The organism is Brockia lithotrophica (assembly GCF_003633725.1).
GTDB lineage: Bacteria > Bacillota > Bacilli > Thermicanales > DSM-22653 > Brockia > Brockia lithotrophica.
Window position 1 is genome coordinate 218,510 of record NZ_RBIJ01000003.1, and the last position, 26,564, is coordinate 245,073.

16 protein-coding genes and 1 pseudogene are annotated in these 26,564 nt (G+C 58.8%); 1 reads left to right on the top strand and 16 read right to left on the bottom strand.

Going from position 1 to position 26,564, the window contains the following annotated elements:
- The 15 genes and pseudogenes from tsaE to C7438_RS06355 form a co-directional block, all read right to left on the bottom strand.
- A pseudogene (gene tsaE / locus C7438_RS06285) lies at nt 1–492 on the bottom strand (tRNA (adenosine(37)-N6)-threonylcarbamoyltransferase complex ATPase subunit type 1 TsaE); the annotation flags it as partial.
- A gap of 45 nt (nt 493–537) precedes the next feature.
- Nucleotides 538–1,674, bottom strand: a complete 1,137-nt coding sequence (gene alr, locus C7438_RS06290) for an alanine racemase (RefSeq protein WP_121444500.1) — start codon at nt 1,672–1,674, stop codon at nt 538–540.
- A gap of 277 nt (nt 1,675–1,951) precedes the next feature.
- Nucleotides 1,952–2,284, bottom strand: a complete 333-nt coding sequence (locus tag C7438_RS06295) for a hypothetical protein (RefSeq protein WP_121444501.1) — start codon at nt 2,282–2,284, stop codon at nt 1,952–1,954.
- Nucleotides 2,285–2,412: 128 nt separating this feature from the next.
- A complete protein-coding gene (locus C7438_RS06300; RefSeq protein WP_121444502.1) occupies nt 2,413–2,613 on the bottom strand; it encodes a class I SAM-dependent rRNA methyltransferase in 201 nt (66 codons plus the stop codon).
- 1,360 nt (nt 2,614–3,973) lie between these two features.
- On the bottom strand, nt 3,974–4,750 hold the full coding sequence (gene hisF / locus C7438_RS06305) for an imidazole glycerol phosphate synthase subunit HisF (protein WP_121444503.1): 777 nt from the start codon (nt 4,748–4,750) through the stop codon (nt 3,974–3,976).
- Nucleotides 4,751–4,784: 34 nt separating this feature from the next.
- Nucleotides 4,785–5,420: an imidazole glycerol phosphate synthase subunit HisH gene (hisH, locus tag C7438_RS06310; protein ID WP_121444504.1), complete on the bottom strand. Its 636-nt coding sequence runs from the start codon at nt 5,418–5,420 to the stop codon at nt 4,785–4,787.
- Nucleotides 5,421–5,552: 132 nt separating this feature from the next.
- Nucleotides 5,553–6,209, bottom strand: a complete 657-nt coding sequence (locus tag C7438_RS06315; RefSeq protein ID WP_121444505.1) for an ANTAR domain-containing response regulator — start codon at nt 6,207–6,209, stop codon at nt 5,553–5,555.
- 228 nt (nt 6,210–6,437) lie between these two features.
- Entirely contained in the window at nt 6,438–7,790 is a 1,353-nt protein-coding gene (gene glnA / locus C7438_RS06320; RefSeq protein WP_252393331.1) for a type I glutamate--ammonia ligase, read from the bottom strand.
- 225 nt (nt 7,791–8,015) lie between these two features.
- Complete coding sequence (locus tag C7438_RS06325; RefSeq protein WP_245956536.1) at nt 8,016–9,830, bottom strand: NAD+ synthase; 1,815 nt, start codon at nt 9,828–9,830, stop codon at nt 8,016–8,018.
- Between the two features lie 104 nt (nt 9,831–9,934).
- Complete coding sequence (gene purL, locus C7438_RS06330; RefSeq protein ID WP_121444507.1) at nt 9,935–12,196, bottom strand: phosphoribosylformylglycinamidine synthase subunit PurL; 2,262 nt, start codon at nt 12,194–12,196, stop codon at nt 9,935–9,937.
- Entirely contained in the window at nt 12,186–12,902 is a 717-nt protein-coding gene (purQ, locus tag C7438_RS06335) for a phosphoribosylformylglycinamidine synthase subunit PurQ (RefSeq protein ID WP_211322107.1), read from the bottom strand. The genes purL and purQ overlap by 11 nt, the downstream gene beginning before the upstream one ends.
- 53 nt (nt 12,903–12,955) lie before the next feature.
- A complete protein-coding gene (gene purS / locus C7438_RS06340) occupies nt 12,956–13,219 on the bottom strand; it encodes a phosphoribosylformylglycinamidine synthase subunit PurS (protein WP_121444509.1) in 264 nt (87 codons plus the stop codon).
- A gap of 325 nt (nt 13,220–13,544) precedes the next feature.
- On the bottom strand, nt 13,545–15,110 hold the full coding sequence (gene guaA, locus C7438_RS06345) for a glutamine-hydrolyzing GMP synthase (protein ID WP_121444510.1): 1,566 nt from the start codon (nt 15,108–15,110) through the stop codon (nt 13,545–13,547).
- A 16-nt stretch (nt 15,111–15,126) separates the two neighbouring features.
- Nucleotides 15,127–16,956: a glutamine--fructose-6-phosphate transaminase (isomerizing) gene (glmS, locus tag C7438_RS06350; protein WP_121444511.1), complete on the bottom strand. Its 1,830-nt coding sequence runs from the start codon at nt 16,954–16,956 to the stop codon at nt 15,127–15,129.
- Between the two features lie 573 nt (nt 16,957–17,529).
- Complete coding sequence (locus tag C7438_RS06355; RefSeq protein WP_121444512.1) at nt 17,530–18,705, bottom strand: LL-diaminopimelate aminotransferase; 1,176 nt, start codon at nt 18,703–18,705, stop codon at nt 17,530–17,532.
- A gap of 520 nt (nt 18,706–19,225) precedes the next feature.
- On the opposite strand from C7438_RS06355, the gene asnB reads away from it, so the two are divergent.
- Complete coding sequence (gene asnB, locus C7438_RS06360) at nt 19,226–21,067, top strand: asparagine synthase (glutamine-hydrolyzing) (RefSeq protein ID WP_121444513.1); 1,842 nt, start codon at nt 19,226–19,228, stop codon at nt 21,065–21,067.
- 149 nt (nt 21,068–21,216) lie between these two features.
- Here asnB and gltB read toward each other — a convergent pair whose 3' ends face one another.
- On the bottom strand, nt 21,217–25,941 hold the full coding sequence (gene gltB / locus C7438_RS06365) for a glutamate synthase large subunit (RefSeq protein WP_121444514.1): 4,725 nt from the start codon (nt 25,939–25,941) through the stop codon (nt 21,217–21,219).
- Nucleotides 25,942–26,564: the final 623 nt, after the last annotated feature.

Below are 26,564 nucleotides of genomic sequence, written 5' to 3' on the forward strand. Positions count from 1 at the left end.
TTACCCCTCTCCTCCGTCGGCAGGGCGACCTCCCTCCCCTTCCCCGCCTCCCTCGGACGCCCGAAGTGCCTCCTTGGCAAGCGCAAGCGCAAAGGCGGCATCCGGCGTACGCGGCCTTAGGACGACGCGACGGGGTTCGTCGCCCGCCCCCGCGATTTCCACCGCGAGCGTCGGAAGGCGCCACGACCAGTTTCCGCGTTCGGGCCATTCTACGGCGACGATAGCGCCGCGCCGGACGTCCTCTTCGATTTCCTCCATCAAAGGCTCCGCCTCCTCCGGCCGCATCCGGTAAGCGTCCACGTGGTAGAAGGGACGCGTACCTTCGTAGCGGCGAAGGAGGAGAAACGTGGGGCTCGTAACCTCTTCTTGCACGCCGAGACCCCGCGCGAGCCCTTGGGCAAAGGTCGTCTTGCCCGCGCCGAGGTCGCCGTACAGGAGAAAAACAACGCCGCCGCGCAGGCGGCGGGCGAGTTCCGCGGCAAACGACCGAAGCGCTTCCGGAGTGGAAAAGTTGGCGGCAAAGCTGGACGTCGCCGTTCACCCCCGTAGGACGCGGGCGAGGCGCGGCCCGAGTTGTGTGAGGACCTCGTAGGCGATCGTACCCAAACGGTCGGCGACCTCCCAAGGGGAAAGAAATTCGGTCCCCTGCGTTCCGAGGAAGACGACGCTGTCTCCTACGGAGGCCTCGGGTACGTCGGTCACGTCGACGAACAAGGCGTCCATGCTCACGCGACCCACGATGGGTACGCGTCGGCCCCGCACGAGCGCCTCTCCGCGCCCGTCTCCGAGCGCCCGAAAGATCCCGTCGCCGTACCCCAGCGGTACGACGGCGAGACGCGTGGGCCGGCGCGCCACGAAGCCGCCGCCGTATCCCGCCGTCTCCCCGGGGGCGATAAGGTGGAGTTGGGCGATCGGCGCCGTGAGCCGCATCACCGGCCGCAAAAAGGCGAACGAAGATGCAAGGCGCGGCGAAGGGGGGATGCCGTACAGGGAAATCCCCAGGCGGACGAGGTCGTAGCTCCGTTCGGGAAAGCGGACGAAGCCCGCGCTGTTGTTCACGTGGCGCAAGGGGGGCGTGAGCCCTTCCGCATCCAACCGCGCAAGCAGGCGGGCAAACCGTTCGTGTTGCCTCTCGGCATCGTCTACGTCCGGTTCGTCGGCCCGGGCCAGGTGCGTGTATATCCCTTCCACCTCGACCTTGGGCACCTCGCGCAGGATGCGGAGCACGTCGACGACTTCTTCTTCCCGGCCAATCCCCCACCGGTGCATCCCCGTATCCACCTTCACATGCACCTTAAGGCGGGGAAGGCTGGACTTCAGGGAAGTGCGCAGGCGCGAGACGAAGGCCGGATCGAATACGGTAACCGCGATCCCCTGGGCTTGGGCGTCGGGAAGGCATTCGGCGTCAACGGGTCCGAGGACGAGGACGGGCGTGTCCACTCCGAGGGTGCGAATTTCGAGCGCTTCGCTCAAGGTGGCCACGGCAAAGTAGGACACGCCGAGTTCCGCAAGCAAGGGGACGAGCTGACGAACGCCGTGGCCGTAAGCGTTCGCCTTGACGACCGCCATGATTCCCGACGACCGCGGAAGCAGGCCGGTGAGTGCGAGGACGTTGTGGCGAAGGGCATCCGCATCGAGTTCGATGCGCGAGGCACGACAGGTTCGAGGATCCACGCCGGTCCCCTCCTCGTCCTCATCTTACCCGACGCGAAAAGAGGAGGCAAGAAGACCTGCCTCCCCGATGAATGCCCCAGACGTGCACACGAACGTCGGCTATTTCCGCGGCAGGAAGATGGACTGGGCGACGGCGACAAGTTCGTCTTCCGGGACGTCTGTGCTCATGAGGCGGACGTCGAAACCGCGGTAGGTGAAGCGCAGGATCCGCAAGTCGTCGCTCCGCGTGAGCCCCCCCATGTGAACAAGAGGTCGACGGGGACGCCGTCTTGGGCGGTCACCATGAGCTCCCGCGCCGGCGAGACGGTGAGGGTGAAGCTCCGGCTCCCTCCCTCGCGTTCATAAGGTGGGTGTCTATCTCCTGCAGAACCCAGGCGAAAATTCCGAGGGTCATTTCTAAAGACTGCCTCTGCACTTCCTTCTCTAGTTGGTAAAAGTCGCGGCAACAGATGATCAATTCGTTGATTTTATCTCCAAAAATAAGAATCTGGTCCACCAGAGGTTGAATAAAAGTAAACTGAAGTTTTTCGCTTCTATTCATGAGACCTCGCTCCTCCTTGCCCCTTCTTTCAGTCCATGAAAGTTGTCTGTGGGGGGGGGCGAGGTCCACTCCTTCATGAACCTCCTCCGTCACCTACTGAAATTGTACGCTCTCCTGGCCTGACGTGCACTTGATGAAGGAAATTCAATGTTGACCTAAATGAGCCCATTTTCGGAAAAACGGTCGAACGCCGAACACTATTTCCGGCTACGCATCTCGAGGATGGCGAACTTGAGATGCTCGCCTTCGTCAGCCCTGTGGATCACCGGATGGTCCTTTCCGGCCATGCGAAACTCGACGAGCAGGAGGATCTTCAGCGTGTCGAGGGCGGCATCGACGATGACAGTCCGGTTTTCGCGCTGGTCGAAGAAATAACCCGTCTTCTGCCCCTTGGCCAAAAGACGCCCTGGCGGTTTTAGACGCGCACAAGATCCCCGAGTTGGAGATAGCCCTCTACGCGGGCCGCTTCGATCCGGCATAGATCCACGGATGATGCCCCCGCTCGAGTCGCAACCGTTGATTGCACTGATGAAAAAGACGCGACCCACCGCCATGCCCCTTTTGCGGATGGGCGGGGCTCCACCACATTTAAACGTGTTCGGCACCGGCGCTGCCTACCCTCCTGGCTTGTTGCCGGCTGAACGATAACCCCGAAGTCCGGATTGCCCACGCGCCATTGCTGATCAACCTGTATTACCTGTATTGTCCCGTGTCCGCGCTCCGACCCCGATTTCACGGCACTCGGCGTGCCGAGGCAAGTCATGTCGCTTCAATCAACGGGGATCCGAGGAGACGATCCCACATTAAGCCCACATCAGCCTTTGCCCACACGTTCACGTCGTCGTATCCGTGCTCCCGCTGCTGCCGCACTTCCCGAGGCGACGGCCACCCAACATCATTGTTTTCCTATCTGCAGGCGAACCGCCCCCTTTTCAGCCCGCCGAAAAAAGGGGCGCTCTATTTCCTTACCCCCAATGTTTTTCACGGGTGAGCATCCCGAAACCGCACGCCAGCCAACGGCAGGTGATACCACCCCGCACGCCCCTTTCCTCGGCGAACGCGCACAGGGCCGTCTTCCCGACCGTCTCGTCCGATTCCAGATTTCCTAGAAAACACCCCCTTCCCGCAGCGATCTTCTATTCCCCAGAAATTCCCAGAAATTCCGCGAAGTCGTAGGCGTTGGAATGCTTCCGGTAGATCACGCCACCGGCGAACACCTTGCGCTTCGTTTTTCTCAAATCGATTGCGCAAAATAGGGAGACACTACACCTACGACAAAACCATCGAACACTTCCTCCTTTCACCGCCTCAGACACGCCGATGGATATCGCTTCCTTGAATCTCTGGGCGGCCAGCGGGCACTGACTCCATTTCCGTCAACCTTAGCCTCTTGCCGGTTCCATGGAGCATGTCGATAGAGCGCCGTCCCTTTTCCTAACCTTTCAGACCCCGACAAAAACTCACGCCTGATCCGCCTGCGTCCGCGTCTGCCTCATCTTCCCCAACCCGCTGCGCCCAAGACCAGCCGTCCTCGCCAGACACCTTAGAGTCATACCCGGCAGCGCGGCGTGGAAGGTAATCGGCGCAACGGACGGCTTCGGCTTGGCCGTTGGCTCGATGACGCGCAGGTTAGGCAAATCATACCAGCGCGCTAACGTTACGTTTCCCGTCGGCCTTCTCGATGTCGAAAAAGCCCCCTGTGAGTGAAAGCTCACAGGGGGCTTTTTCGAACTGAAAACGTCCTTACATTCTAATCGGTCATCTCAGCCAGCGCACCGGGATCCCCTTCTTCGCCAAGTAAGCTTTGGCCTCGGCCACCGTATGCTGGCCAGAATGGAAGATCGAGGCAACCAGCGCCGCATCGGCCTTTCCTTCTGAAAGCACTGCCACAAGATGCTCCATGGTGCCGGCGCCACCCGAGGCGATCACAGGGATGCCGACCCGATCGGCCAGCCGGCGATGCAGTTCCACGTCATATCCAGCCCGGGTCCCGTCAGCATCCAGCGACGTGACCAGGAGCTCACCTGCACCAAGCCGCTCGGCCTGCTCAGCCCAACGCAAGACGTCCAGTCCGGTGGGCGTCCGTCCTCCGTGCACGTAAACCTCCCACCAGCCGTCGGGGCGCCGCTTGGCGTCAATCGCCACCACAATGCACTGGCTCCCGAAGGCTTCTGCCCCCGCTTGAATCAACTCCGGATTTTGCACCGCCGCTGTGTTGATGCTGACTTTGTCGGCACCGGCCCGGAGCACGGCCCTCATGTCCTCCGTGGAACGGATGCCCCCGCCTACGGTGAGCGGGATGAACACCTCTTCCGCCGCCCGAGCGATCACATCTAGCATGATCTGGCGACCCTCCACCGAAGCCGAAATGTCAAGAAACACCACCTCATCGGCGCCCTCTTGATCATATCTTCTCGCCAGCTCGACCGGGTCGCCAGCGTCCCAGCGGTTTTCATGAAAGCGCACGTTTTTGACCACTCGGCCATGATCGATATCCAAGCAAGGAATGATGCGCTTTGCTGGAACTCCGTTCATTCCTGTCCCCTCTCATCTTCTCCTCACGTTCTCCTCACGCGGAAGACGACGGTGGGCGCCGCTTCTTGAGGGTGCGCAGCCAGTTACCCAAGAGCTGAAGCCCGGCTGTCGAAGACTTCTCCGGGTGAAACTGTACCCCCACCACGTTTCCGCGGGCAACAATGGAGGGAAAGGTGCGCCCATATTCCGTCACGGCGATGACGTCGCTCTCTTCCTGAGCTTCAACCGCATAGGTGTGTACAAAATAAAACCACGTACCTGGTTCCAGCCCTTCCCATATAGGATGGGGGCGGAGAAACATGACCGTGTTCCACCCGATATGAGGTAACTTGACTTCCGCCGGCAGGCGAGTCACCTGTCCGGGCAGAATTCCCAAACCTAAAGTTAATTTATGCTCTTCACTCTTTTCAAATAAAAGCTGCATCCCTAAGCAAATGCCCAGAAGAGGTGTTTTACGAGTCACCAGCTCCCTTAAGGGGGCCACAAGGCCGTGACGCTTGAGGTGATCCATCGCGGCGGGAAACGATCCCACGCCCGGCAAGACGATCCCGTCGGCGGCCTCCAGTTCCTCCGGCGAGACGGTCAAGCAAGCGTCGGCCCCGAGCCGTATAAGCGCTTTTTGCACACTTCGAAGATTGCCAAGGCCGGTATCCACGATCGCGATGCGCATAGCTGAACGGCTCTCCTTCCGCGAAGCTTAATCTCGAAGGCAAAAGCCCGGGGCTCGTTCTTCAGACCTCCTAAAAAGAGGGGGACCGTGTCTATTTTATCATGTCATAAAAACGAACCATCTTCCAAAGGATTACGGATCATGGGAAGCGTACTCGATAATGCTCTGCGCGATCTCGCGCAACGGCTTTCGCTGCCGCATGGCGGTGTCCCTTAAGAGTTTGTAGGCCAACGATTCGGACAGGTCAAACCGATCCATGAGGATCCCCTTGGCCCGCTCGATGAGTTTGCGATCCTCTAGCTTGCGGAGTGCCTCTTCGGCCCTCCGCTTGGCTGCATGCAGGCGTTCGGCAGTAGTCATCAAAACCCGACAGACGGCAACCATCTGCCAGCGAGGGACGTCCCTCGGGAGCACGGTCCAGACAGGCCAGTCCTCAGAGCCCAAATGCTCCCACAGATTCTCAAGGCCACGGGCGGGAATACCAGAAGCTCCCGGCACGTGCCCGGCAATGGCATCGCCAGTTCTCTCCGCCTCAGACGACACCGGATCCGAAATCCAAAGCACCGGCCGCCCCGTCACTCGGCCTAAGGTTCGCGTACGTTCGACCACGTTGTCGACGCCTTCCATACGCAGGACAAACAGATTCGCCTCCTGCCGCATAAGCCATTCTTCAGACGGCCAATCCAGCTGCACCTGAATCAACCACCCCGTTTCCACCAAGCTCCGAGGCAATCGGGCAGCGGGATCCACAAGATCAAAGCCGAGCGCGACGACTTTCGGCTGGGTCATCGCGATCACCTTTCCCCGTGTCCACTAAAAAACATTGGTCCGTCACCTTCGTCTCACATTCCATCGATGACCCTGGCAACGGTCTTCGTCGGCGGTGCGTCCATCGGTACCCTTTGACTGACGCTGTGACCACCCTGTGCACAAAACAAACGGAGGCCGGTACCATGCGGGTTCCTGAAACAGGCTCCGGGGACCGGCCTCTTTGCTGAACACTTCAAGACGAACGTCTCAATACTTCATGAGGTACTCCTGCAACTCCCACGGAGTAACCTGGGTTTGATAAACTTCCCACTCGATCTTCTTCGCCTCAAGGTAATGAGATGCCACATGACGCCCCAGCGCCTCTAGGATCACGGGATCCTGCTCGAGAGCCTGAATGGCTTCCGCGAGAGAACCCGGCAGGCTAGCAATGCCCCGCTCTTTCCGTTCAGCGGCGCTCATCCGGTAGATATTCCCTTCCACAGGCTCAGGGGGCATGAGACCGCGCTTGATCCCGTCCAACCCCGCCTTGAGTGTGACCGCAAGAGCCAGATAAGGATTAGCGGAAGGATCGGGTGAACGCAGTTCAATCCGAGTACTAAGCTTCCGCTTGGCAGGAATACGAATCATCGGGCTACGATTGCGGTGTGCCCACGTCACATAGATCGGGGCCTCATGCCCTGGAACTAAACGCTTGTACGAGTTGACCAGCGGATTGGTCACAGCGGTGATTGCCGGAGCATGTTCCATAATTCCGGCAATAAACTGTTTCGCCACCTCGCTCAGCTGATCCGGCGTTTCGGGATCGTAAAAGGCGTTTTCGCCGCCACGAAAGAGCGACAGATGTAGGTGCATGCCCGATCCATTTACGCCGTAGAGTGGTTTTGGCATAAAGGTTGCATGAAGTCCGTGCTTTAAGGCTATGGTACGCACTACAAAACGAAAAGTGACGATGTTATCTGCCGTCGTTACAGCATCCGCGTACTTAAAATCGATTTCATGTTGGGATGGCGCCACCTCGTGGTGAGCGGCCTCGACCTCGAAGCCCATCTCTTGCAAGGTTAGCACGATTTGAGCTCGCACTTCCTCACTCATGTCGACCGGCGCCAGGTCAAAATAACCGGCACGGTCGGTGCTCACCGGGTGCCCCTGCTCAGCTTCCATACGCTTGAACAAGAAAAACTCCGGCTCCGGACCGACGTTCATAATGTAACCCATCTCGGCGGCCTCGGCCGTCACCCGTTTAAGGACATAACGGGGATCGCCCTCAAAGGGAGTGCCGTCGGGGTTATAGATGTCGCAAATAAGGCGCGCCGTCCGTCGACCTTCAAACGTCTTCCACGGCAAAATGACAAACGTATCGGGATCAGGCCGCAGGTACATATCGGATTCTTCAATGCGAACAAACCCTTCAATCGACGAACCATCAAACATCAATTCGCCTGCCAACGCTTTGTCAATCTGATCCGCCGGAATTTCAACATGTTTGACCATTCCCAGGATATCCGTGAACTGCAGACTGATGGTGCCGATGTTCATGTCGCGAATTGCCGCTTTAATATCCTCGACTGTTTTGACGGCGACGGGCTTCATAGACGACATGCGGACATCTCCTCCTTGTTTGTGATTGCCTAGTCCTTAAGCCTCGAAAAGTAGCAGCTATTCTGCCTTCGCCCCCATCGCACCACCTCCCCGGCGAGAGGCGCTGGACGGCTTAAACAACGAAAATACCCCCCGCGAGTCCAATCGCGGGGGCGCCGTTGCCCACATAGCTATATTAGAGTATACACCGGCCCCATGGCACTGTCAATAACCCCCGAACGGTCATCAACGCTCACGGAAATGATTGGTAATGGGATAACGTCTGTCACGCCCAAAAGCGCGTGGTGTCAGTTTCGGACCAGGCGCCCCCTGGTGGCGTTTGTATTCGCTACGACGCACCCGTTCGGCGACCTGTTGAACGATTGCTTCCGGATATTCGCGGGTGACAACGGCCGATACGGGTAGATCTTGTTCCATGTAGAGCTCCAAAACAGCATCCAAGACGGGGTAAGGCGGCAACTCGTCTTCGTCCTTCTGCCCGGGGCGCAGCTCGGCAGAAGGAGCCTTTCTCAGCACCGACAACGGGATCACCGGCCGACCCTCCCGGCGGTTCCGGTACTCCGCCAGGCGATAGACAAAGGTTTTGGGAACGTCCTTGAGTGGACAAAAGCCACCCGCCATGTCCCCGTAAAGCGTCACGTAGCCCACCGCCAATTCACTTTTGTTGCCGGTCGCCAGAACCAGCCAGCCGAACTTGTTGGACAAAGCCATCAGCAGGCTCCCCCGGATGCGAGCCTGCAGATTTTCTTCCGCCACGTCGCCCGAAAGCGAGACAAAAGCGGAATTGTCGAAGGTGGGCGCGAGGGTGCGGCGATAGGCGTCAAAAATTTCCCCAATGGGTATAGTGAGCAGACGAATCCCCAAGTGGGCTGCCAGTTCCTCCGCATCGCGCATGCTGGCCTCAGAGGTGAAAGGCGAAGGCATCCGAACCCCGATCACCTGCTCGGGGCCCAAAGCGTCAGCGGCGATCGCCGCCACCAAAGAAGAGTCAATCCCGCCGCTTAAGCCCAGCACTGCCTGAGAAAATCCGTTCTTGCGCGCATAATCCCTCACCGACAGGACGAGGGCAGCATAGACCTCGGCCTCCCCTTCCAGCACCGGAACCTCCCGTCGATCAAGCGGGGACTTCCCTCGAGCAGCGCCTCCGGCCTCCGAGAGGCGGACGCCGAATCCCGGATCTTCCGCTTCTGCAACGCTTTCCCCTTCGCCATCGAGGTTTACCGTCCAAAGCGAACTTGCCTGCTCTGCGCCGGGCGGCACGTGACGCCAGCGGGGTTCGTGCAAACGCCTCGGGAAGGCTTCTCCGAAGTCCAGATAACACAACACCAGATCTTCTTCGAAAGCTTTTCCACGGGCCACCACCTCTCCGCCCGCATCGATCACGAGGCTACGACCGTCAAAGATCAGCTCGTCCTGACCCCCGACCAGATTGGCAAAAACGATAGCCACGCCATAGTCGCTGGCTCGGGTACGCAGCATGCTTTCCCGAATCGCGGACTTGCCGGCATGAAAGGGAGAGGCTGAAAGATTCAAAATCACCTCGGCGCCGCCATTCCTCACCTGCTCGCGGTAAGGCCCGACCGGGGCCCACAGATCCTCGCATATCGTGACGCCCATGGTGATGCCTGCCAATCGAACCACCAGAACCCGGTCTCCAGGGCTGAAATACCGCTTTTCATCAAATACCCCGTAATTCGGGAGAAAACGTTTCCGTGCCACCGCCCGCACGGACCCGTTACGGATCACGGCGGCAGCGTTGTAAAGGTCGCCTTCTCGATCGACAAATCCCACCAGTGCCGTCAGCTTCGGCGGAATCCGCTCGGCCACCCACTTCAGCCACCGCAAGTTGGCCTCGACAAAGGCGCTGCGAAAGACAAGATCTTCCGGAGGATAACCCGTCAGGGCAAGTTCAGGAAAGACGATCAGGTCAGCCCCCATCCTCCACGCCTGCTCCGCATAACCCGTGATCTTTTCGGCGTTTCCGGCGAGTTCCCCGACGGTGACGTTAATCTGGGCGATGCCGATGCGCAGCTGTCCCACAGAATACCTCCTTTCCATTTTCATCCGGGAAACCGCACCACCGAAAGGCCACGCCGGGCTCTATCTGCCCCTTTACGGCCCAAATCGGCCGCCCGGCAGAGAGGTTAAGTGCCGGAAACCAACCATCGTTCCAACCCCTCCTGCCATTCCCGTCGAAGCGACTCAACGGGAAGATCGATAAGCGACCGCCGGAGTGCCGCCCCCTCTTCCGGCGACGGCTGCAGGACGGCCAGACGGAACCGGCCGTCGGCCGTGACTTCCCCCAACAAGCGGATCGGGACATCGTGCTCGAGCGCCAGTTTTTGCAACCGCTCCACATCCTCTCGTCCAACCGTGACCAAAACCCGAGACTGCGTTTCCCCAAAAAGCTGGCCGTCCGCCCGTCCCGGCCCGAGGGGCACGGTCACGCGGCATCCCCCCGCTTCCGGCGAGGCCTGGATGCACATTTCCGCGAGCGCCACGGCCAGCCCTCCCTCGGTCACATCGTGGGCGGCGGTGACAATCCCCTGATGGATGGCGGCGAACACGCATTCTTGAAGCCTGCGCTCCAAATCCAGATCGAGCTCAGGGGCATCCCCCGCCACCACCCCGTGAATCACCCAACAATACTCGCTTCCGCCGAGATGCGCACCTTCCGGCTGGCCGAGGAGGACAATCACGTCCCCCGGGCGTTTGAATCCCGGCTGGACATGGCGCTCGACATCGGGAGAAACGCCGACCATGCCGATGGTGGGCGTGGGATAGATCGGCCGGCCCTCGAACTCGTTGTAGAAGGACACGTTGCCGCCGGTCACGGGCGTGCCGAGAGCCCGACACGCCTCCGCCATCCCTTCCACGGCCTCCACAAACTGCCAGTACACTTCCGGCTTCTCCGGACTGCCAAAATTGAGGTTATTGGTAATGGCCTGCGGTTTTGCGCCGACACAGACCACGTTGCGGGCCGCTTCCGCCACCGCGATCGCCGCTCCTCGACGCGGATTCAAGTAGCAGTACCGGCCATTGCCGTCAATTTTCACCGCGACGCCCTTTTTCGTCCCCGGCAATCGCAATAGCGCCGCGTCTCCCCCCGGGCCTACCACGGTTCCCAGACGGACATGGTGATCATACTGCGAGTACACCCATTGGCGGCTGGCGATGTTGGGCGAAGCGAGTAGCTTGCGCAACACATCTCCGTAGTCCTCAGGCTCGGGAAGGCAGGCAAAGTCAAACGCCCGAAGCAGCCGAAGATAGTCCGGTTCCCGAGCATCCGGCATATACTCCGGCGCGCCGTCAGCCAAGGACCGAACTGGAACTTCCGCCACGACCCGAGCACCTTCCTTGACCCGAAAAACGCCGTCATCCGTAACCACGCCGATCACCGCCGCCTCGAGCCCCCACTTGCGAAAGATGCGGATTGCCTCCGCTTCACGGCCCCGCTCCAGGCAGACCACCATGCGTTCTTGGGATTCTGACAGCATGACCTCCCACGGCAGCATTCCCTCTTCCCTGCGCGGCACTTGAAGGACATCGATTTCCATACCTACACCGCCCCGATTGGCCATTTCCACGCAGGCCGAAGTGAGACCGCCGGCACCGCAATCCTGTACCCCCACGACACCCCCCACTTTGTAAAGCTCATGAATGGCCTCCATTAAAAGTTTCCCCATGAAAGGATCGCCTACCTGAACGGCCGGTCGGTCCGCTTCCGATGCCTCAGAAAGCTCTTGGGACGCGAACGCAGCCCCCCCGATGCCGTCCCGGCCCGTGCGGGCCCCCACCACCAGAATAAGGTTGCCGGGCCCTTGAGCGATAGCGCGCTGGATCTCCTCCCGTCGGGCCAGTCCCACACACATGCTGTTGACCAGACAATTGCCGCTGTACGCGGGGTCAAAGTACACCTCCCCCCCCACGGTGGGAATGCCCATGCTGTTACCATAGTGCCCAATTCCCGCTACGACACCTGACAACAGATACCGCTGCCGAGCGTCGTCGGGCCACCCAAAACGCAAAGAGTCCAAAAGAGCGACCGGCCGTGCACCCATGGCAATCACATCCCTCAAGATACCGCCTACGGCGGTGGCAGCACCTTGAAAAGGTTCAATCGCGGATGGATGGTTGTGGGACTCTATCTTGAAAACAAGCGCCAAACCATCTCCTAAATCCACAACCCCTGCGTTCTCCCCGGGACCCTGTAGAACTTGAGGACCTTTCGTAGGCAAGCGACGAAGAACCGGTTTTGAGTGTTTGTACGCGCAATGCTCGGACCACATGACCGCGTACATCCGCAGTACCGTTTCGCTCGGCTCGCTTCCGAGGTCCTCGCAAATTTTGAGGTATTCCTCCTGCCTCAACCCTAAAACGGCCCATAGCGGGAGGCTAGTCGACATGGAACACCCTCCCCCTGGTCAGGTAATGAATCATCGACGCAAAAATCCCACATCCATCTTCCGACCCGAGAATGGCCTCACAGGCCCGTTCTGGATGGGGCATAAGCCCCATCACATTGCCGGCTTTATTCATGATGCCGGCAATGTGATGCAAGGAGCCGTTGGGATTGGCCGTTTCGGTAAGCTGACCGTCAGGGTTCGCGTAACGCAACACCACTTGTCCCCATTTTTCGATCTCGGCCAGCGTGTCGGGATCGGCATAGAAATTCCCCTCACCATGGGAAATCGGGATCCGGAGCACCTGTCCCTCCCGGTAGGCGGAGGTAAACGGGGTGTCGATGCGCTCCACCCGAACGTGGGTCCATCCGCAAACGTAGCGAAGGTGGCGGTTTCGCTGCAGCGCCCCGGGAAGCAAACCGGCCTCGGTCAGAATCTGAAAACCGTTACAAATCCCCAAAACGAGACGCCCTTTTTCCGCGATATCATAAACCGCCTCGATCACCGGTGCCCACCGCGCTATCGCTCCAGCTCTCAAGTAATCCCCATATGAAAAGCCCCCGGGCAAAATCACGGCATCGTAACGCTCCAGATCTTGCTCTGTATGCCACACCAATTCCGCGTCTTGATGCAAAAGATAGCGTAGTACCCGCAAAACGTCGATCTCGCAATTCGTTCCTGGAAAGACCAAAATGCCAAATTTGGCCAAAATCCCTCACCTCTTCGCGAGAAATGACCAAGCCAGTAACACTCTCTCGATATTCACCGATCATCTCCTGCTTCCTTGAGTGTCACCTGGTATGTTTCCAGCACCGGGTTGGCCAAAAGGCGCCGGGCCATCTCTTCTGCCTGGGACTGGGCGTCCGCGGGCGACGGCGCCTCCAACCAAAGCTCGATCCACTTGCCCATCCGAACGCGTTTGACGCCGTCGTAGCCCATCGCGCGCAACGCTCCCTCCACCGCCGACCCTTGCGGATCCAAAACGTCGCGCCGCAAGGTCACTCGAACCTCTGCCTTAAATCGCATGGACCTCGCCCCTTTCCGCGGAAATCGTATCGAATCCGCTACCCCTGTACTATAATACTCTTCCAAAAAGCACAGCCCGGGCGGGGAGATTTCACCGTGAAACCTCCCCGCCCGGGCTTTTATCCCCACGGTGTAACGGCAACAGCGCCGCTTTGGAATCCCCCGCTCGCCGCCTGTGCCGCTCGGACCAGACAAGCCTTCTTCGCCTGCGGAACCCTAGGCACACTTTCACCCCATGCCCCGTATTCGTTTTCCATGCACGCCTCGCCTCGGCCCTTCCCTTCTAAAGCCCATCCTACCGAAGGAACGAACGGATGTCAACCGGCTACTCCCACTCGATCGTGGCCGGAGGCTTGGAAGTAATGTCGTAGACCACGCGGCTGACATTCGGCACCTCGCGCGTGATGCGATGCCCAACCCGCTCCAAAAAATCCCACGAAAAACGGAAATAATCGGCTGTCATGCCATCTTCGCTCGTGACCGCCCGAAGCGCGATGATATACCCGTACCGCCGCTCGTCGCCCATGACGGCCACACTCCGGGAATTGACCAACACCGCAAAAGCCTGCCAGATGACCTCGTAGAGGCCAGCCTTACGGATCTCCTCAAGAAAAATCGCATCGGCTTCCCTCAGAATGGCCAGTTTTTCCTCGGTCACTTCGCCCAGCACCCGGATGGCCAAACCCGGTCCCGGGAATGGGTGTCGGGTCACGATGGCTTCGGAAAGACCCAGCTCTCTTCCCACCGCCCGCACCTCATCCTTGAAGAGAGAGCGCAACGGCTCCACCAGGCGGAATCGCAAATCCGGCGGGAGACCTCCCACATTGTGATGAGTCTTGATGACGGCTGTCGGAGCGCCGGGCGTGGCCCCTGATTCCACGACATCCGGGTAGATGGTCCCCTGAACCAGGAATTCGAATGGGCCCAATCGCCGAGCTTCCTCTTCAAACACCCGAATAAACTCGTGGCCAATGCGCCGCCGTTTCTCCTCGGGGTCCACCACCCCCTGGATCGCCCGCAAAAAACGGTCGGCCGCATTCACGAGCACCAGCGGGACGCCCAGGCGTTTCTGAAAGGTGTGCACCACCTCCTCCCTTTCACCCTTACGAAGAAAACCGTGATCAACAAAGAGGCAAGTCAGGCGATCCCCGATCGCCCGGTAAACGAGGGCCGCAGCCACCGCGGAATCGACGCCCCCCGACAACGCACACAGCGCTCGGCCAGCGCCGATCTCCCGTCGAATCGATTCCACCTGCGCGGCCACAAAATTCTGCGGCTTCCAATCCCCCCGCATGCCGACCACGCGGTAAAGAAAATTCTCTAAGAGGCGGTCCCCTTCCAACGTATGCACGACCTCAGGGTGAAACTGCACGCCGTACCGGCGCCGGGCGTCGTCTCCGATCACGGCGATGGGCGTAACTTCGGTGGAAGCCAACACCCGGAATCCGGGGGGCAGCTTCTTGACCGAATCGACATGGCTCATCCAAACCTGTGTCCGGCGCTGCAACCCCTTAAGCAGTGGTGAGTCCGGTTCAAGGATCTCCAGTAGTGCTTTTCCGTACTCCCCGAGGTCGGCCCGCTCCACTTGTCCTCCCAATTCTTGCACCATCAGCTGCATCCCGTAACAAATGCCCAGAATCGGAACGTCCAACTCAAAAATCTCGGGATGGCAACGAGGGGCATCCGAATCATACACCGAAGAGGGTCCCCCAGACAAGATAAGCCCGCGCACCGAAGGCGTTCGAACACGGTCCGGAGGGGTGGTATACGGCCAAATTTCGCAATAGGCGCCAAGTTCCCGAATTCGCCGGGCTATCAATTGGCTGTATTGGCCGCCAAAATCCAAAACCACAATGCGCTCGGTTTCGGTAGTCGATTCGGTCTTAACCAAAACGGTTTCCCTCCCATCACTCCACCGTGACGCTCTTGGCCAAATTCCGTGGTTTGTCCACGTCAGCACCGCGGGTCACGGCCGCATAGTAGGCCAACAATTGTAGAGGCACCACCGTAACTACCGGCATTAAAAGCGGGTGAACCGCGGGCAACATCAACGTCGTTTGGGCGTGACGATCAGCGCCCGCTAGGTCCTGACGGGCGATGAGCAACACGTCCGCGCCGCGGGCCCGCACCTCTTCGATGTTGCTGATCATTTTTTTCCTCTGATCAGGCTGCGTCATTAGGGCAATCACAGGTGTGCCCGATTCGATGAGTGCCAATGTGCCATGCTTCAGTTCGCCAGCTGGATAGGCCTCTGCATGAATGTACGAAATTTCCTTCATCTTGAGCTGCCCTTCAAGAGCGGAGAAATAATCAAGCCCGCGACCGATAAAAAAAGCGTCGTGCCACGTCCGCGCGCGTTCCCCGATTGCGCGCACTTCCTCCTCTAGCTCCATCACCTCCTCTAAAGCCTTCGGAAGAAAGCGCATCTCCTCGAGTAAGTCGCGTAACTCCTGCTCGCCGGTGTGCCCCGTAATCTTGGCCAAGCGGATCGCCAAAAGCGCCAACGCCACAACCTGGGTGGTATACGCCTTCGTCGAAGCAACGGCGATCTCAGGGCCGGCCCACGTGTAAACCACATCGTCGGCTTCACGGGCCACCGAACTTCCCACCACATTGGTGATAGCCAAAATGCGGGCCCCTCGCCGTCGGGCCTCCCTTAAAGCGGACAAAGTGTCTGCCGTTTCGCCCGACTGGCTGATGACGACAAACAGCGTGCGTTTGTCAATCAAGGGATCGCGGCTGCGGAACTCCGAAGCCACCTCGTTCCAAACCGGGATGCCGGCTAGTCGCTCGATCAGTCGTCCTCCGATTAGGCCCGCGTGATAAGCCGTCCCGCAGGCTACCAAATACACACCGCGGAGGTCCTGAACCCATTTGGGGTCCAGGTGCACCTCGTCCAACAAAACGTCGTCGCCTCTCCGGTTGATACGGCCAGAGAGCGTATCCCGCACCGCCCGCGGCTGCTCATGGATCTCTTTGAGCATGAAATGTCTGTACCCGCCTCGCTCAGCCTGTATGGGATCCCATTTCACCCACATAGGCGCGCGTGTTACCAATGTGCCGTCAAGGCGAATGAGTTTGACGCCATCGCTGGTCAACACAGCCATTTCTTCTTCTTCCAGAGGAATGACCCGACGGGTATAGGGCAAAAGTGCCGGGATGTCCGAAGCTAGAAAATTTTCTCCCTCGCCGAGGCCGATGATCAAGGGAGATGCTCGCTTGACGGCCACGATCTTGTCCGGCTCTTGCCGGCTAATCACTACTAGGGCGTAGGCCCCTTCCAGACGGGCCGCAACCCGGCGCACCGTGTTTACCAGATCGCCGTCATAAAGGGATTCGATCAGATGGGCGACCACCTCTGTGTCTGTCTCTGACTTAAAGCGGTGTCCTTGGGCCTTCAGTTCATCGCGCAGCTCGGCATAGTTCTCGATTATCCCATTGTGCACCACCACGTGATCCCCTGTGCAGTCCGTGTGAGGATGGGCATTCTCATCCGACGGCTGCCCGTGCGTAGCCCAACGGGTATGGCCAATACCGAGGGTTCCCTGCAGAGGCCGTTCGCCCACGAGCGCCTCCAAATGATCGATCCGACCCTTCCGCTTTAGTACCTGCACGACGCCGTTGCCATAGACGGCAATGCCAGCCGAATCATAGCCGCGGTACTCCAGGGCGCGCAAACCGTGGATCAAGATGGGGGCCGCTTGCTTTGCCCCCACATAACCGACGATCCCGCACATACGTCCGCCAACCTCCTCTCTCTTCTGGCCCACTCAAACGTCAAATGAACGACCAAGGGAAGACCCGAGTAGAAGAAATCGAGTAGAAGAAATAAAGAAGGGAAGACACACGAGCGTCAGACCACCAAACCTGTATTGTCTCCGGAATCGTTCCCAAGATTTGCCAGGTCGCTCACGATTGTAGCCAACCGCGAGGAGATCCACCGAACCTTCGATACACCCCAACCTCGTCAATTCACCTCTGCCGTAGGAGACGAGTCCCAGAGCTAGCGAAGCATACCTTCGCTTTTCGATTCCAATCTCTGACCGCCGTTCCCCATTTTCTTTTCTCGAATCCTCTTTACCTACCCTGGTCATCCCCTACCACGGTAAAACCGTTTATTACAGTGCTCTTTTGACGCCCTTCCTCCAGGGTACACCTCCCTTCCTAGTATATGCACTATCCGCAGGCTGTCAACGAATAATCCTCGCAGGCCCAGCAAGAAGGGCGCCGTTCGACGAAAGGACATCGCGCAACAAAGCAAAAGGGGACAGGCTTTCCTATGCCAAAGGATCTGTCCCCCGCATCAAGGCCTAGCCTTTCAAAACCTTTCGGATTCGGTCAAGCGCTTCCTTTAGCCGTTCTTCTTTGAGACTAAGGCTGATACGTACATAGCCCTCTCCGTACTGTCCGTATCCCACGCCCGGTGTTACCACCACCGCTGCCTCAGTCAAGAGCAGGTTTGCAAAGGAGATGCTAGTGTATCCCTTTGGCACCGGGACCCAAAGGTAGAATGTTCCCTTGGGCGGCTCGACCTGAAAGCCGATAGCGCGCAACCCTTCCACTGCCAGATCCCGGCGGTGCTGATAGATGGCATTCATTTCCCGAATGAACGCCTCGCTTTGGGGATGGGTGAGCGCTTCAACGGCAGCCATTTGAATGGCCGTAAACTGGCCCGAATCGGTGTTGGTCTTGATAATGCCGAGTCCCTTGTAGAGGGCGTCGGCGTTCCCCACCGCCGCGGCGATCCGCCACCCCGTCATGTTGAAAGGCTTGGAGAACGACCAGAACTCGACGGCAACGTCCTTGGCCCCCGGCACCTGCAGCACCGACGGGGCGACGTAGCCGTCAAACGTCGTCTCGGAGTAGGCGTTGTCCGAAACCAGGAGGATGTCATACCGCTGGCAAAACGCCACGACCTCCTCATAGAAGTCGAGGCTGGCCACGGCCCCGGTGGGGTTGTTTGGATAATTGAGAAAGATGAGCTTGGCACGCCGCGCCACCTCTTCCGGGACGAGAGAAAGGTCGGGCAGAAAGTTCCGCTCCCGGGTAAGCGGCAAGAAATACGGAGTCCCTCCCGCCAGGGACGTATGGATTTGATAAACCGGGTAGGCCGGGTCCGGGATCAGGACGACATCGCCGGGATCGACGTAGGCCCAAATGAGATGAGCCAGACCCTCTTTGGAACCAATGAGGGTCAGAACTTCCTGTTTCGGGTCCAAGTCGACGCCGAAGCGCCGCCTGTAAAAGTCGGCAACCGCCTCCCGGAAAATAAGATGCCCGTCATAATCGGGATATTGGTGCCAGCGGGAATTCGCCACCTCCCGCTGCATGCGCTCCACGACAAAGTCAGGCGTGGGCAAGTCCGGGTCTCCGATGCCGAGAGAGATGACGTCGACGCCCTTGGACATCAGTTCGGATTTCTTTTTGTCGATTTGGGCAAAGAGATAGGGCGGTACGGTCGCAATGCGCTGGGCAACCTTTGGCATGCCAAAGCCTCCTTTACGGTCAAACTCGCGTGACTCGTCCACGCTTGCCTTTCCCCTTAAGGGCCCCTTAACGCGATGTTTCAATTATAACCGAACATAAAGAGACTCGTAAAGATGCCGCTATCCTAACCACTTCCCTGTCGGGTGGATCGAAGAGCGCCCCTGTCGTCCTCCCGTCCTTCCCAACCCCCAAAAAGCATCAACATCTCCCTTTAGTCGATAAAACGCTTTTCAAACAAACGCGCCGGGTAAGTGCTAAAGAAGTCTCGATGAACCGTCGCGTTGCAGACACGGACGCGCCGGCACTCTGAACACGTTGCCCCGAAACCTGCACACCCGAGAGAAAATGCGGCCATTATCGCCTAAACGGACAGGCACGGACCCTCCGTTAAAGACATAAGATACCTTGAAAAATTGGGCAGCCGCCCGGCTAAACCGGAATCGGAAGCCGGCAGAGCCGACCTCTTCATAGGTAAGACGGTAACCGACGAGGACAATTGACGAGGAGGTAAACCATTTCATGTGCGGCATCGTGGGCTGGATCGATTGGAATCGGGACCTTACGAGGCAGCGCCCAGTGCTGGAAGTCATGACCAACACGCTCGACCGCCGCGGCCCAGATGATTGTGGCTACTGGGTTTCCCGGCACGCCGCTATCGGTCACCGGCGACTAATCGTCATCGACCCCGCCGGCGGCGAACAACCCATGGTCCGTGATCACGGCAAACATCGGTTCATCCTGACCTACAACGGCGAGCTTTACAACATCAAAGAGTTGCGCCGCGAACTTGAGCACCTGGGACACCAGTTCCGCAGCTCTTCAGATACCGAAGTGGTGCTGGCGGCGTTTATCGAATGGGGCGTTCACTGCCTCAAACGCTTCAACGGCATCTTCGCCTTCGGCATTTGGGACGAGGGCGAGCAACGGCTGTTCCTGGCCAGAGATCGCCTCGGCGTCAAACCCCTTTTCTACGTCCAAAAAAGCCATGTGTTTCTCTTTGCGTCCGAAATCAAAGCGCTGCTGGCTCACCCCGATGTGAGGCCGATCGTCGATGCCGAGGGCTTGGCGGAAATTTTCGCCCTTGGCCCAGCGCGGACCCCCGGCCACGGTGTATTCAAGGAGATCCGCGAGCTGTTGCCCGGACACTTCCTGCTTTGGGACCGCGGCGGGCTTTCCCTAAACGCCTACTGGGCGCTGGAAAGCCGACCCCACGAAGATGCTCTCGAGGACACCGTTGCCCGCATAAGAACTCTCTTGGTCGACGCCACCGAGCGGCAGCTGGTGTCCGATGTTCCCATCGGTGCGCTTCTTTCTGGCGGCTTGGACTCCAGCGCGATCACTGCTTTTGCGGCACAAGCCGTCGCGCGACGGGGGAACAATCCACTGCGAACGTACTCGGTGGACTACGTCGATAACGAACCATATTTTCGCCCCAATTCCTTTCAGCCCGAGATTGACACCCCTTACGCCCGTTTGGTTTCAAATGCCTTCAGCACAGATCATCGAACGGTATGGATCGCCACGACCGACCTCTTCGAAGCGCTGTCGAAAGCGGTGAAGGCACGCGATTTGCCTGGAATGGCCGACATTGATGCCTCCCTCTACCTCTTCTGCCGGGAGCTCAAAAAGGAAACCACGGTGGCACTGTCAGGGGAGGGAGCGGACGAAATCTTTGGCGGATATCCCTGGTTCTTTCGGGACGAGGCGCTGCAAGCAGATACCTTTCCTTGGTCGGTGAAAACGGAGGCGCGGCTGAAGATCCTGTCGCCGGACGCCGTCCACCTCATCCAGCCTCAAGCTTATCTGGAGGAGCGCTATCGGCAAGCTCTTACCGAAGTGCCGCGCCTGAAAGGCGAGGAACACGCAGAAGCCCGAAGACGGGAAATCGCGTATCTCACCCTGACCCGTTGGTTGCCGGTGTTACTCGATCGGATGGACCGGATGGGGATGGCCGTGGGATTAGAAGTACGCGTGCCCTTCCTGGATCACCGGCTGGTGGAATATGTCTGGAACGTTCCTTGGAAGATGAAAACGGCTGGAGGACGAGAAAAGGGGTTGCTGCGCCGCGCGCTCGAAGGTGTGCTTCCCCATGCAGTCCTTTCGCGAAAAAAGAGCCCTTACCCCAAAACCAATCATCCCGCGTATCTAGAAGCCGTACGCGCTGGGGTGGAAGAACTCCTTGAAGATCTTTCCTCTCCGCTACGGCCTCTTTTGAACATTCCGGCGGTCCGGAAGCTGGCCCGCATGGAAGAAGAGTTCGACCTGCCTTGGTTTGGCCAGCTCATGCGGCGCCCGCAGCTTTTGGCTTACTTGATCCAAGTGGATGTGTGGATGCGACATTACCGGGTGTCGATCCTCTGACCTCTCGCTCCGCGACCTTCCGGCAGACGAAGAAGCGGGAACATAAAAGAAAAGGATAGAACATCGCGGAGACATTCCATCTCTTTTTTCATCTCTAAAAAATCACCTCTAAAAAATCACCGGTTGCTCCCGGACTTGAGAACCGCCTATTACCGCTTCGAGACTTCCCTGGCTTGACCGACCATTGCCTCCGCCGCCAGAGGAATCACGCGCCAGAAATGAGGAAGCACCTCGTCCCAGTGATTCAGAAGCTCCTTTGCCCGTGGGCTCCCCGTGCGCTCTGCGTGGGCGACGATCAACGCCCGCAGCTCCTCGACGATCTCCCCTTTCCCGTCTTTCCCGCTGACGGCGCCGGAGAGACGCTCGATGCGCACCGAAGGCTGATGATAACGCGTCGGCAGCAACCCCTCCGGGTCGTAAACGAAGACCTTCCCGTTGGTCATACCAGCGCCGAAATTACGTCCTACACGTCCCAGAATCACCACAGTGCCACCCGTCATGTACTCGCACCCGTGGTCGCCGACTCCTTCCACAACCGCGACGGCGCCACTGTTGCGGACAGCAAAGCGCTCGCCCGCCGCCCCGGCGCAGAACAGAGCTCCTCCCGTCGCGCCGTAGAGGACGGTGTTGCCTACAATGACGTTCCGTTCCGGCGCGGTAGGTGCACCTGGCTCGGGGCAGATCACGATTTCACCGCCCGCCATACCTTTCCCGACGTAATCGTTGGCCCGTCCAACTAACTTCAGGCTCATTCCGTTTATACAGAAAGCGCCGAATGACTGCCCCCCCACACCGCGAAACTCGAGGCGCACGCTACCCGGAGGAAGCCCCTGATCCCCATACCGCCGAGCGATTTCCCAAGCTACCGTCGCGCCAACCGTGCGATCCGTGTTGCGGATCTCGTAGATCCGCTGCACCGGCCGGGCTTCTTCGATCGATTCACGCAGCTCCTCGGCAATCCGACGACCCAAGGCGTCTTCCGGAGGCAACGGATTGGAGAGCTGCGTACGGCGCATGACCGCCGTCGCGTCTCGAGCCAAAAACGCCGCCGGCACCAAAAGCTCTCTGAGGTCGATCCGGTCGATTCGCGGGAGGCCGGTGGATCGCTGAACCAACAGGTCAGAACGTCCGATCACCTCGTCCAGGCTCCGATAACCCAGCTTGGCGAGAATTTCTCGAACTTCCTGAGCAACGTTAAGGAAGTATGTAATCACGTGTTCTGGCGTGCCTGAGAACCTCTTACGCAACTTCTCTTGTTGAGTGGCAATGCCCACCGGACAGGCGTTAGTATGACACACCCGCGCCATCTGACATCCCATAGCCACCATCGCTGAAGTACCAAAAGAATATTCATCGGCCCCTAGAAGGGCAGCGATCATTACGTCACGACCCGTTTTCAGTCCACCGTCTACCCGAATCGTGACCCTCGAACGCAGGCCACTGGCCACCAGCATGCGCTGGGTCTCCACCAGTCCAAGCTCCCAGGGCAGACCGGCATGCTTAATGGAACTCAGCGGAGAAGACCCGGTACCGCCACTGTGCCCGCTGATGACAACGATATCGGCAAATCCCTTCACCACACCAACCGCGATAATGCCCACGCCTGTCTCCGCGACCAGCTTGACGGAAACCAAGGCTTTGGGGTTGGCCTGCTTGAGATCATAGATCAACTGCGCAAGATCTTCGATTGAGTAGATGTCGTGATGAGGCGGAGGCGAAATCAGCGGTACCCCCGGCACCGCATAACGCAGGCGGGCAATTAATTCCGTTACCTTGTGCCCCGGAATCTGACCCCCCTCGCCGGGTTTAGCACCTTGGGCTATCTTAATCTGGAGCTCGATAGCCGAGGCCAGATAAGCCGGTGTAACACCAAAGCGGCCTGAGGCTACCTGCTTAATCGCGCTGTTACGCTCCGTGCCGTATCGGGATGAGTCCTCTCCGCCTTCGCCGGAATTAGAACGAGCACCCAACCGGTTCATGGCGATCGCTAACGTTTCATGTGCTTCCGGCGATAGTGCCCCGAGAGACATGGCGCCTGTGGAGAAGCGACGAACAATTTCCTCTATAGGTTCAACCTCATCTACCGAAATCGGCGGCCTGTCGGAGCGAAAGTCCAGGAGATCCCGGATTTGGCTTGGCGAACCTCCGTGCACTAGTTGGCTAAAATGGCGATAAAGATCGCTCGTTTCGGTTATCTTTTCCCCCGACAGAATCGGCCTTTCCCGCACAGCCCTGTGCAACGCCCGCACAACCTCTGGATTGAACTCGTGAAACTCACCATCCTTTCTGAACTTGTAAAACCCATAGCCTTTGACAACCCCTGCAATCACACTTCTTCTTGTAGAAGTGCTGTCACCTTCGATCCCATCCGCCTCCTTCTGAAGCCAACCGGGCGTCCCGGCCTCCTCTGAGAAAGCAAGTCTGTGCCAGTAGAGGACGTCCTCCGCCAGCTCCCGAAAACCATTGCCACCGACCTGGCAAGGCGTGCCTGAGAAGCATCGTTCGATCACTTCAGGAGCTAGACCAATGGCTTCAAAGGTTTGAGCACCCGTATAAGCATCCAACGTCGAAATGCCCATCTTAGACATGACCTTCTTGAGACCGCCTTCAATGGCCCGGATAAAGTTCCCCTCGTTTCCCAACTCCCTCGCAACAGCTAATGCTAGGTAGGGGTTGACAGCGGCCGCACCATAGCCAATAAGGGTAGCAAAATGGTGGACATCACGCGGCTCGCCGCTTTCTACCACCAAAGAAACCTTCGCTCGCTTACCCACCCTTAATAGGTGATGATGAACGGCACCAGTAGCAAGAAGGGATGGAATGGGTGCCTGCTGGTCGCTAATCCCTCGATCACTCAAGATTAAGATAGTATACCCGTTGTCAACGGCTTCTTCGGCCCGCCGGCATAGCTCTTCTACCGCCGGTTCTAGTGCTTCAGGCCCGGCGGCAGGGAAAAGCATTTCTACGACAGCGCTTCGAAACAGCGGATCTCTAGTACCCAACGCTTTCAAACGAGCCAGCTGTTCGTCGGTAAGCACCGGGCTTGAAAGTTCGATCATTCGCGCATGCTCCGGCGCTTCTGTGAGCAGATTGGGGCGAGCACCCAAACGGATCGTCAGGGAGAAAACAAGCTCTTCCCGTAAATAATCGAGAGGAGGATTGGTCACCTGCGCGAAACGCTGTTTGAAATAGTGGTGTAGGGGCCGGTGAACTTGGGAAAAAACGGCAAGAGGCGTATCGTCGCCCATGGAACCGTCCGGTTCCTTGCCGTTTTCCACCATGGGTTGAAAGACGGCACTCAATTCTTCTTTGGTAAAACCGAATGCCGCCATCAGGCGAGAAAGCGGCGTCGAGGAAGTGGAGGCGTTGGCGGCGGCGGCGTTCCAGTCAGCGCCGGATTCCTTCAAGGTGCGAATGCCTCTCCGCACCCACTCGCCGTACGGCTTTTGTTTGGCGAGCTCTGCTTTGATTTCCTCATCATGGTAGAACCGGCCCGTCTCCAGGTCGACGGCGATCATCTGGCCCGGCCCCAGCTTCCCGTGCTCCCGTACCCGATGCGGATCGACATCCACCACACCGGTCTCCGAAGCGGCCACCACCATCCCATCGTCGAGGACGGTGTAGCGCATGGGCCGCAGCCCATTGCGGTCCAGTCGCGCCCCTACCCATCGACCGTCGCTGAAGACGAGCGCGGCCGGCCCGTCCCATGGCTCCGTCAGGCAAGCGTGGAAACGATAAAAATCTTTGAGTTCCTCCGACAGGTCAGGAACTTTTTCCCAGGCCTCAGGCACCAGCATGAGAAACGCGTGTCGAACGTCGCGGCCCGCAAGGGTCAGCAGTTCGGCCATGTTGTCCAGCATAGCCGAGTCGGAACCGCCCGCGTCGATGATAGGCAATAGCCGTTCTCGCGTGGCCTCCGGCCAATCCGGGACAGACAGGAGCGGTTCCCGCGCGGCAATCCCATTTACATTGCCTTGTAGTGTGTTGATCTCCCCGTTGTGCGCCAGCACCCGGTACGGCTGAGCCCGCTTCCAGGAGGGCGTCGTGTTGGTGCTGTAGCGCTGATGAAAAAGGATAAAACGCGTCTCGAATTCCGGATTCCGGAGATCGAGATAAAACCGATCTACATCGTCCGCCAAGAGCAAGCCCTTATAGACCACTGTCCTCGAAGACATAGAGACGACGTAAGGGGCGCCCTCTTCTGCGGAGGTCCCCCCGACTGTAGCATGGCCGGACGCGTCCCGGGATCCCCATGGCTGCCGTTCCGCCTCCCGCTCAAATTCCCGCCGAGCCAGATACAAGGTTCGCTCGAAAGAGCGGCCCGCGGGGACCGAGTCCGGGCGGACGATCACCGCCTGCCACAGGTCAGGTCGGGAGGCAGCGGCAATAGGCCCGAGGACGGACTCGTCCACCGGTACGCTTCGCCAGATTAGAACGGACAACCCGTAGCGCGCGCAAGCTTCTTCAAACAAACGTTGAGCGCGGGCACGGGCGCTTGCCTCACGTGGGAAAAAGCAAAACGCCAAAGCGTAGTCACCTCTTGCCGGGAGGCGCAAGGAGTGGGCGGCCAGTTCATGTTGAAGGAGTTTGTGGGGGATTTCCGTCATCACACCAGCACCGTCGCCGGTCAAGCCGTCAACCGCCACGCCCCCGCGGTGGCGCAGGCGGTACAACGCCGTAAGCCCGAGGCGCACCACTTCATGGGAGGAGCGCCCGTCACCGACGGCAATGAACCCGACGCCGCAAGCGTCATGCTCATGGAGCGAAACCCGCCCCACGGAATCGGTCGAACGGCGCGACTCTTGGGCGCAACAGGACGCCTTGTCCGTGACCGAAACGTCACGGCTTGGCTTGCGGGTATGGCAAGGCAACATGGTGGGCGGACCCTCCTTTGTTTTTAAACTCCTCGAGTGAATTTATACCTGTCCCATGGGTTCGCAACCACGAAGCCTTGCGCCAAACGCATAGACCCGGCTTTCTACGATTTGGCTCGAACCCCGCTTGGATCGAACCCCGCGCGAGCCAAATCCGCACGTCCAAACTTAATGGAGCTGGCGCTAACCGACGAAGCCGGAGGACAACGAAGGAATCCCTCCGACGATCCAAGACCCTGGAGCCAGGATGCCGCATCATCCAAAGCCCTCATCAACGCGTTGCTTAAATTTTAGCGAGGCCAATTGATCGAAGTCAATACAGATTTCCCGCTCACCCTCACTTCCACACTTCTACCAAACATCGCGCCCTTGAGAACGTCATCTACACGACCCCTGATTTCCCTTTTGCCGGTTTGAACGGCAGATGCTCAAGTTCGATGACGGTCGCGACCTGTCCGCCGCATCCGATGCGAAAGAGACCGCCTTGGGACACCGTGAAGAGCTTGTTCGCCTCACGTCAACGTAGCTGTCATGGAACGCAGGAGTCGACCTTCGCAGATGTAATTGGCTGGTCCCGTCATGTACACATGGCCGTCAGACGCCCATTCGACATGCAGACTCCC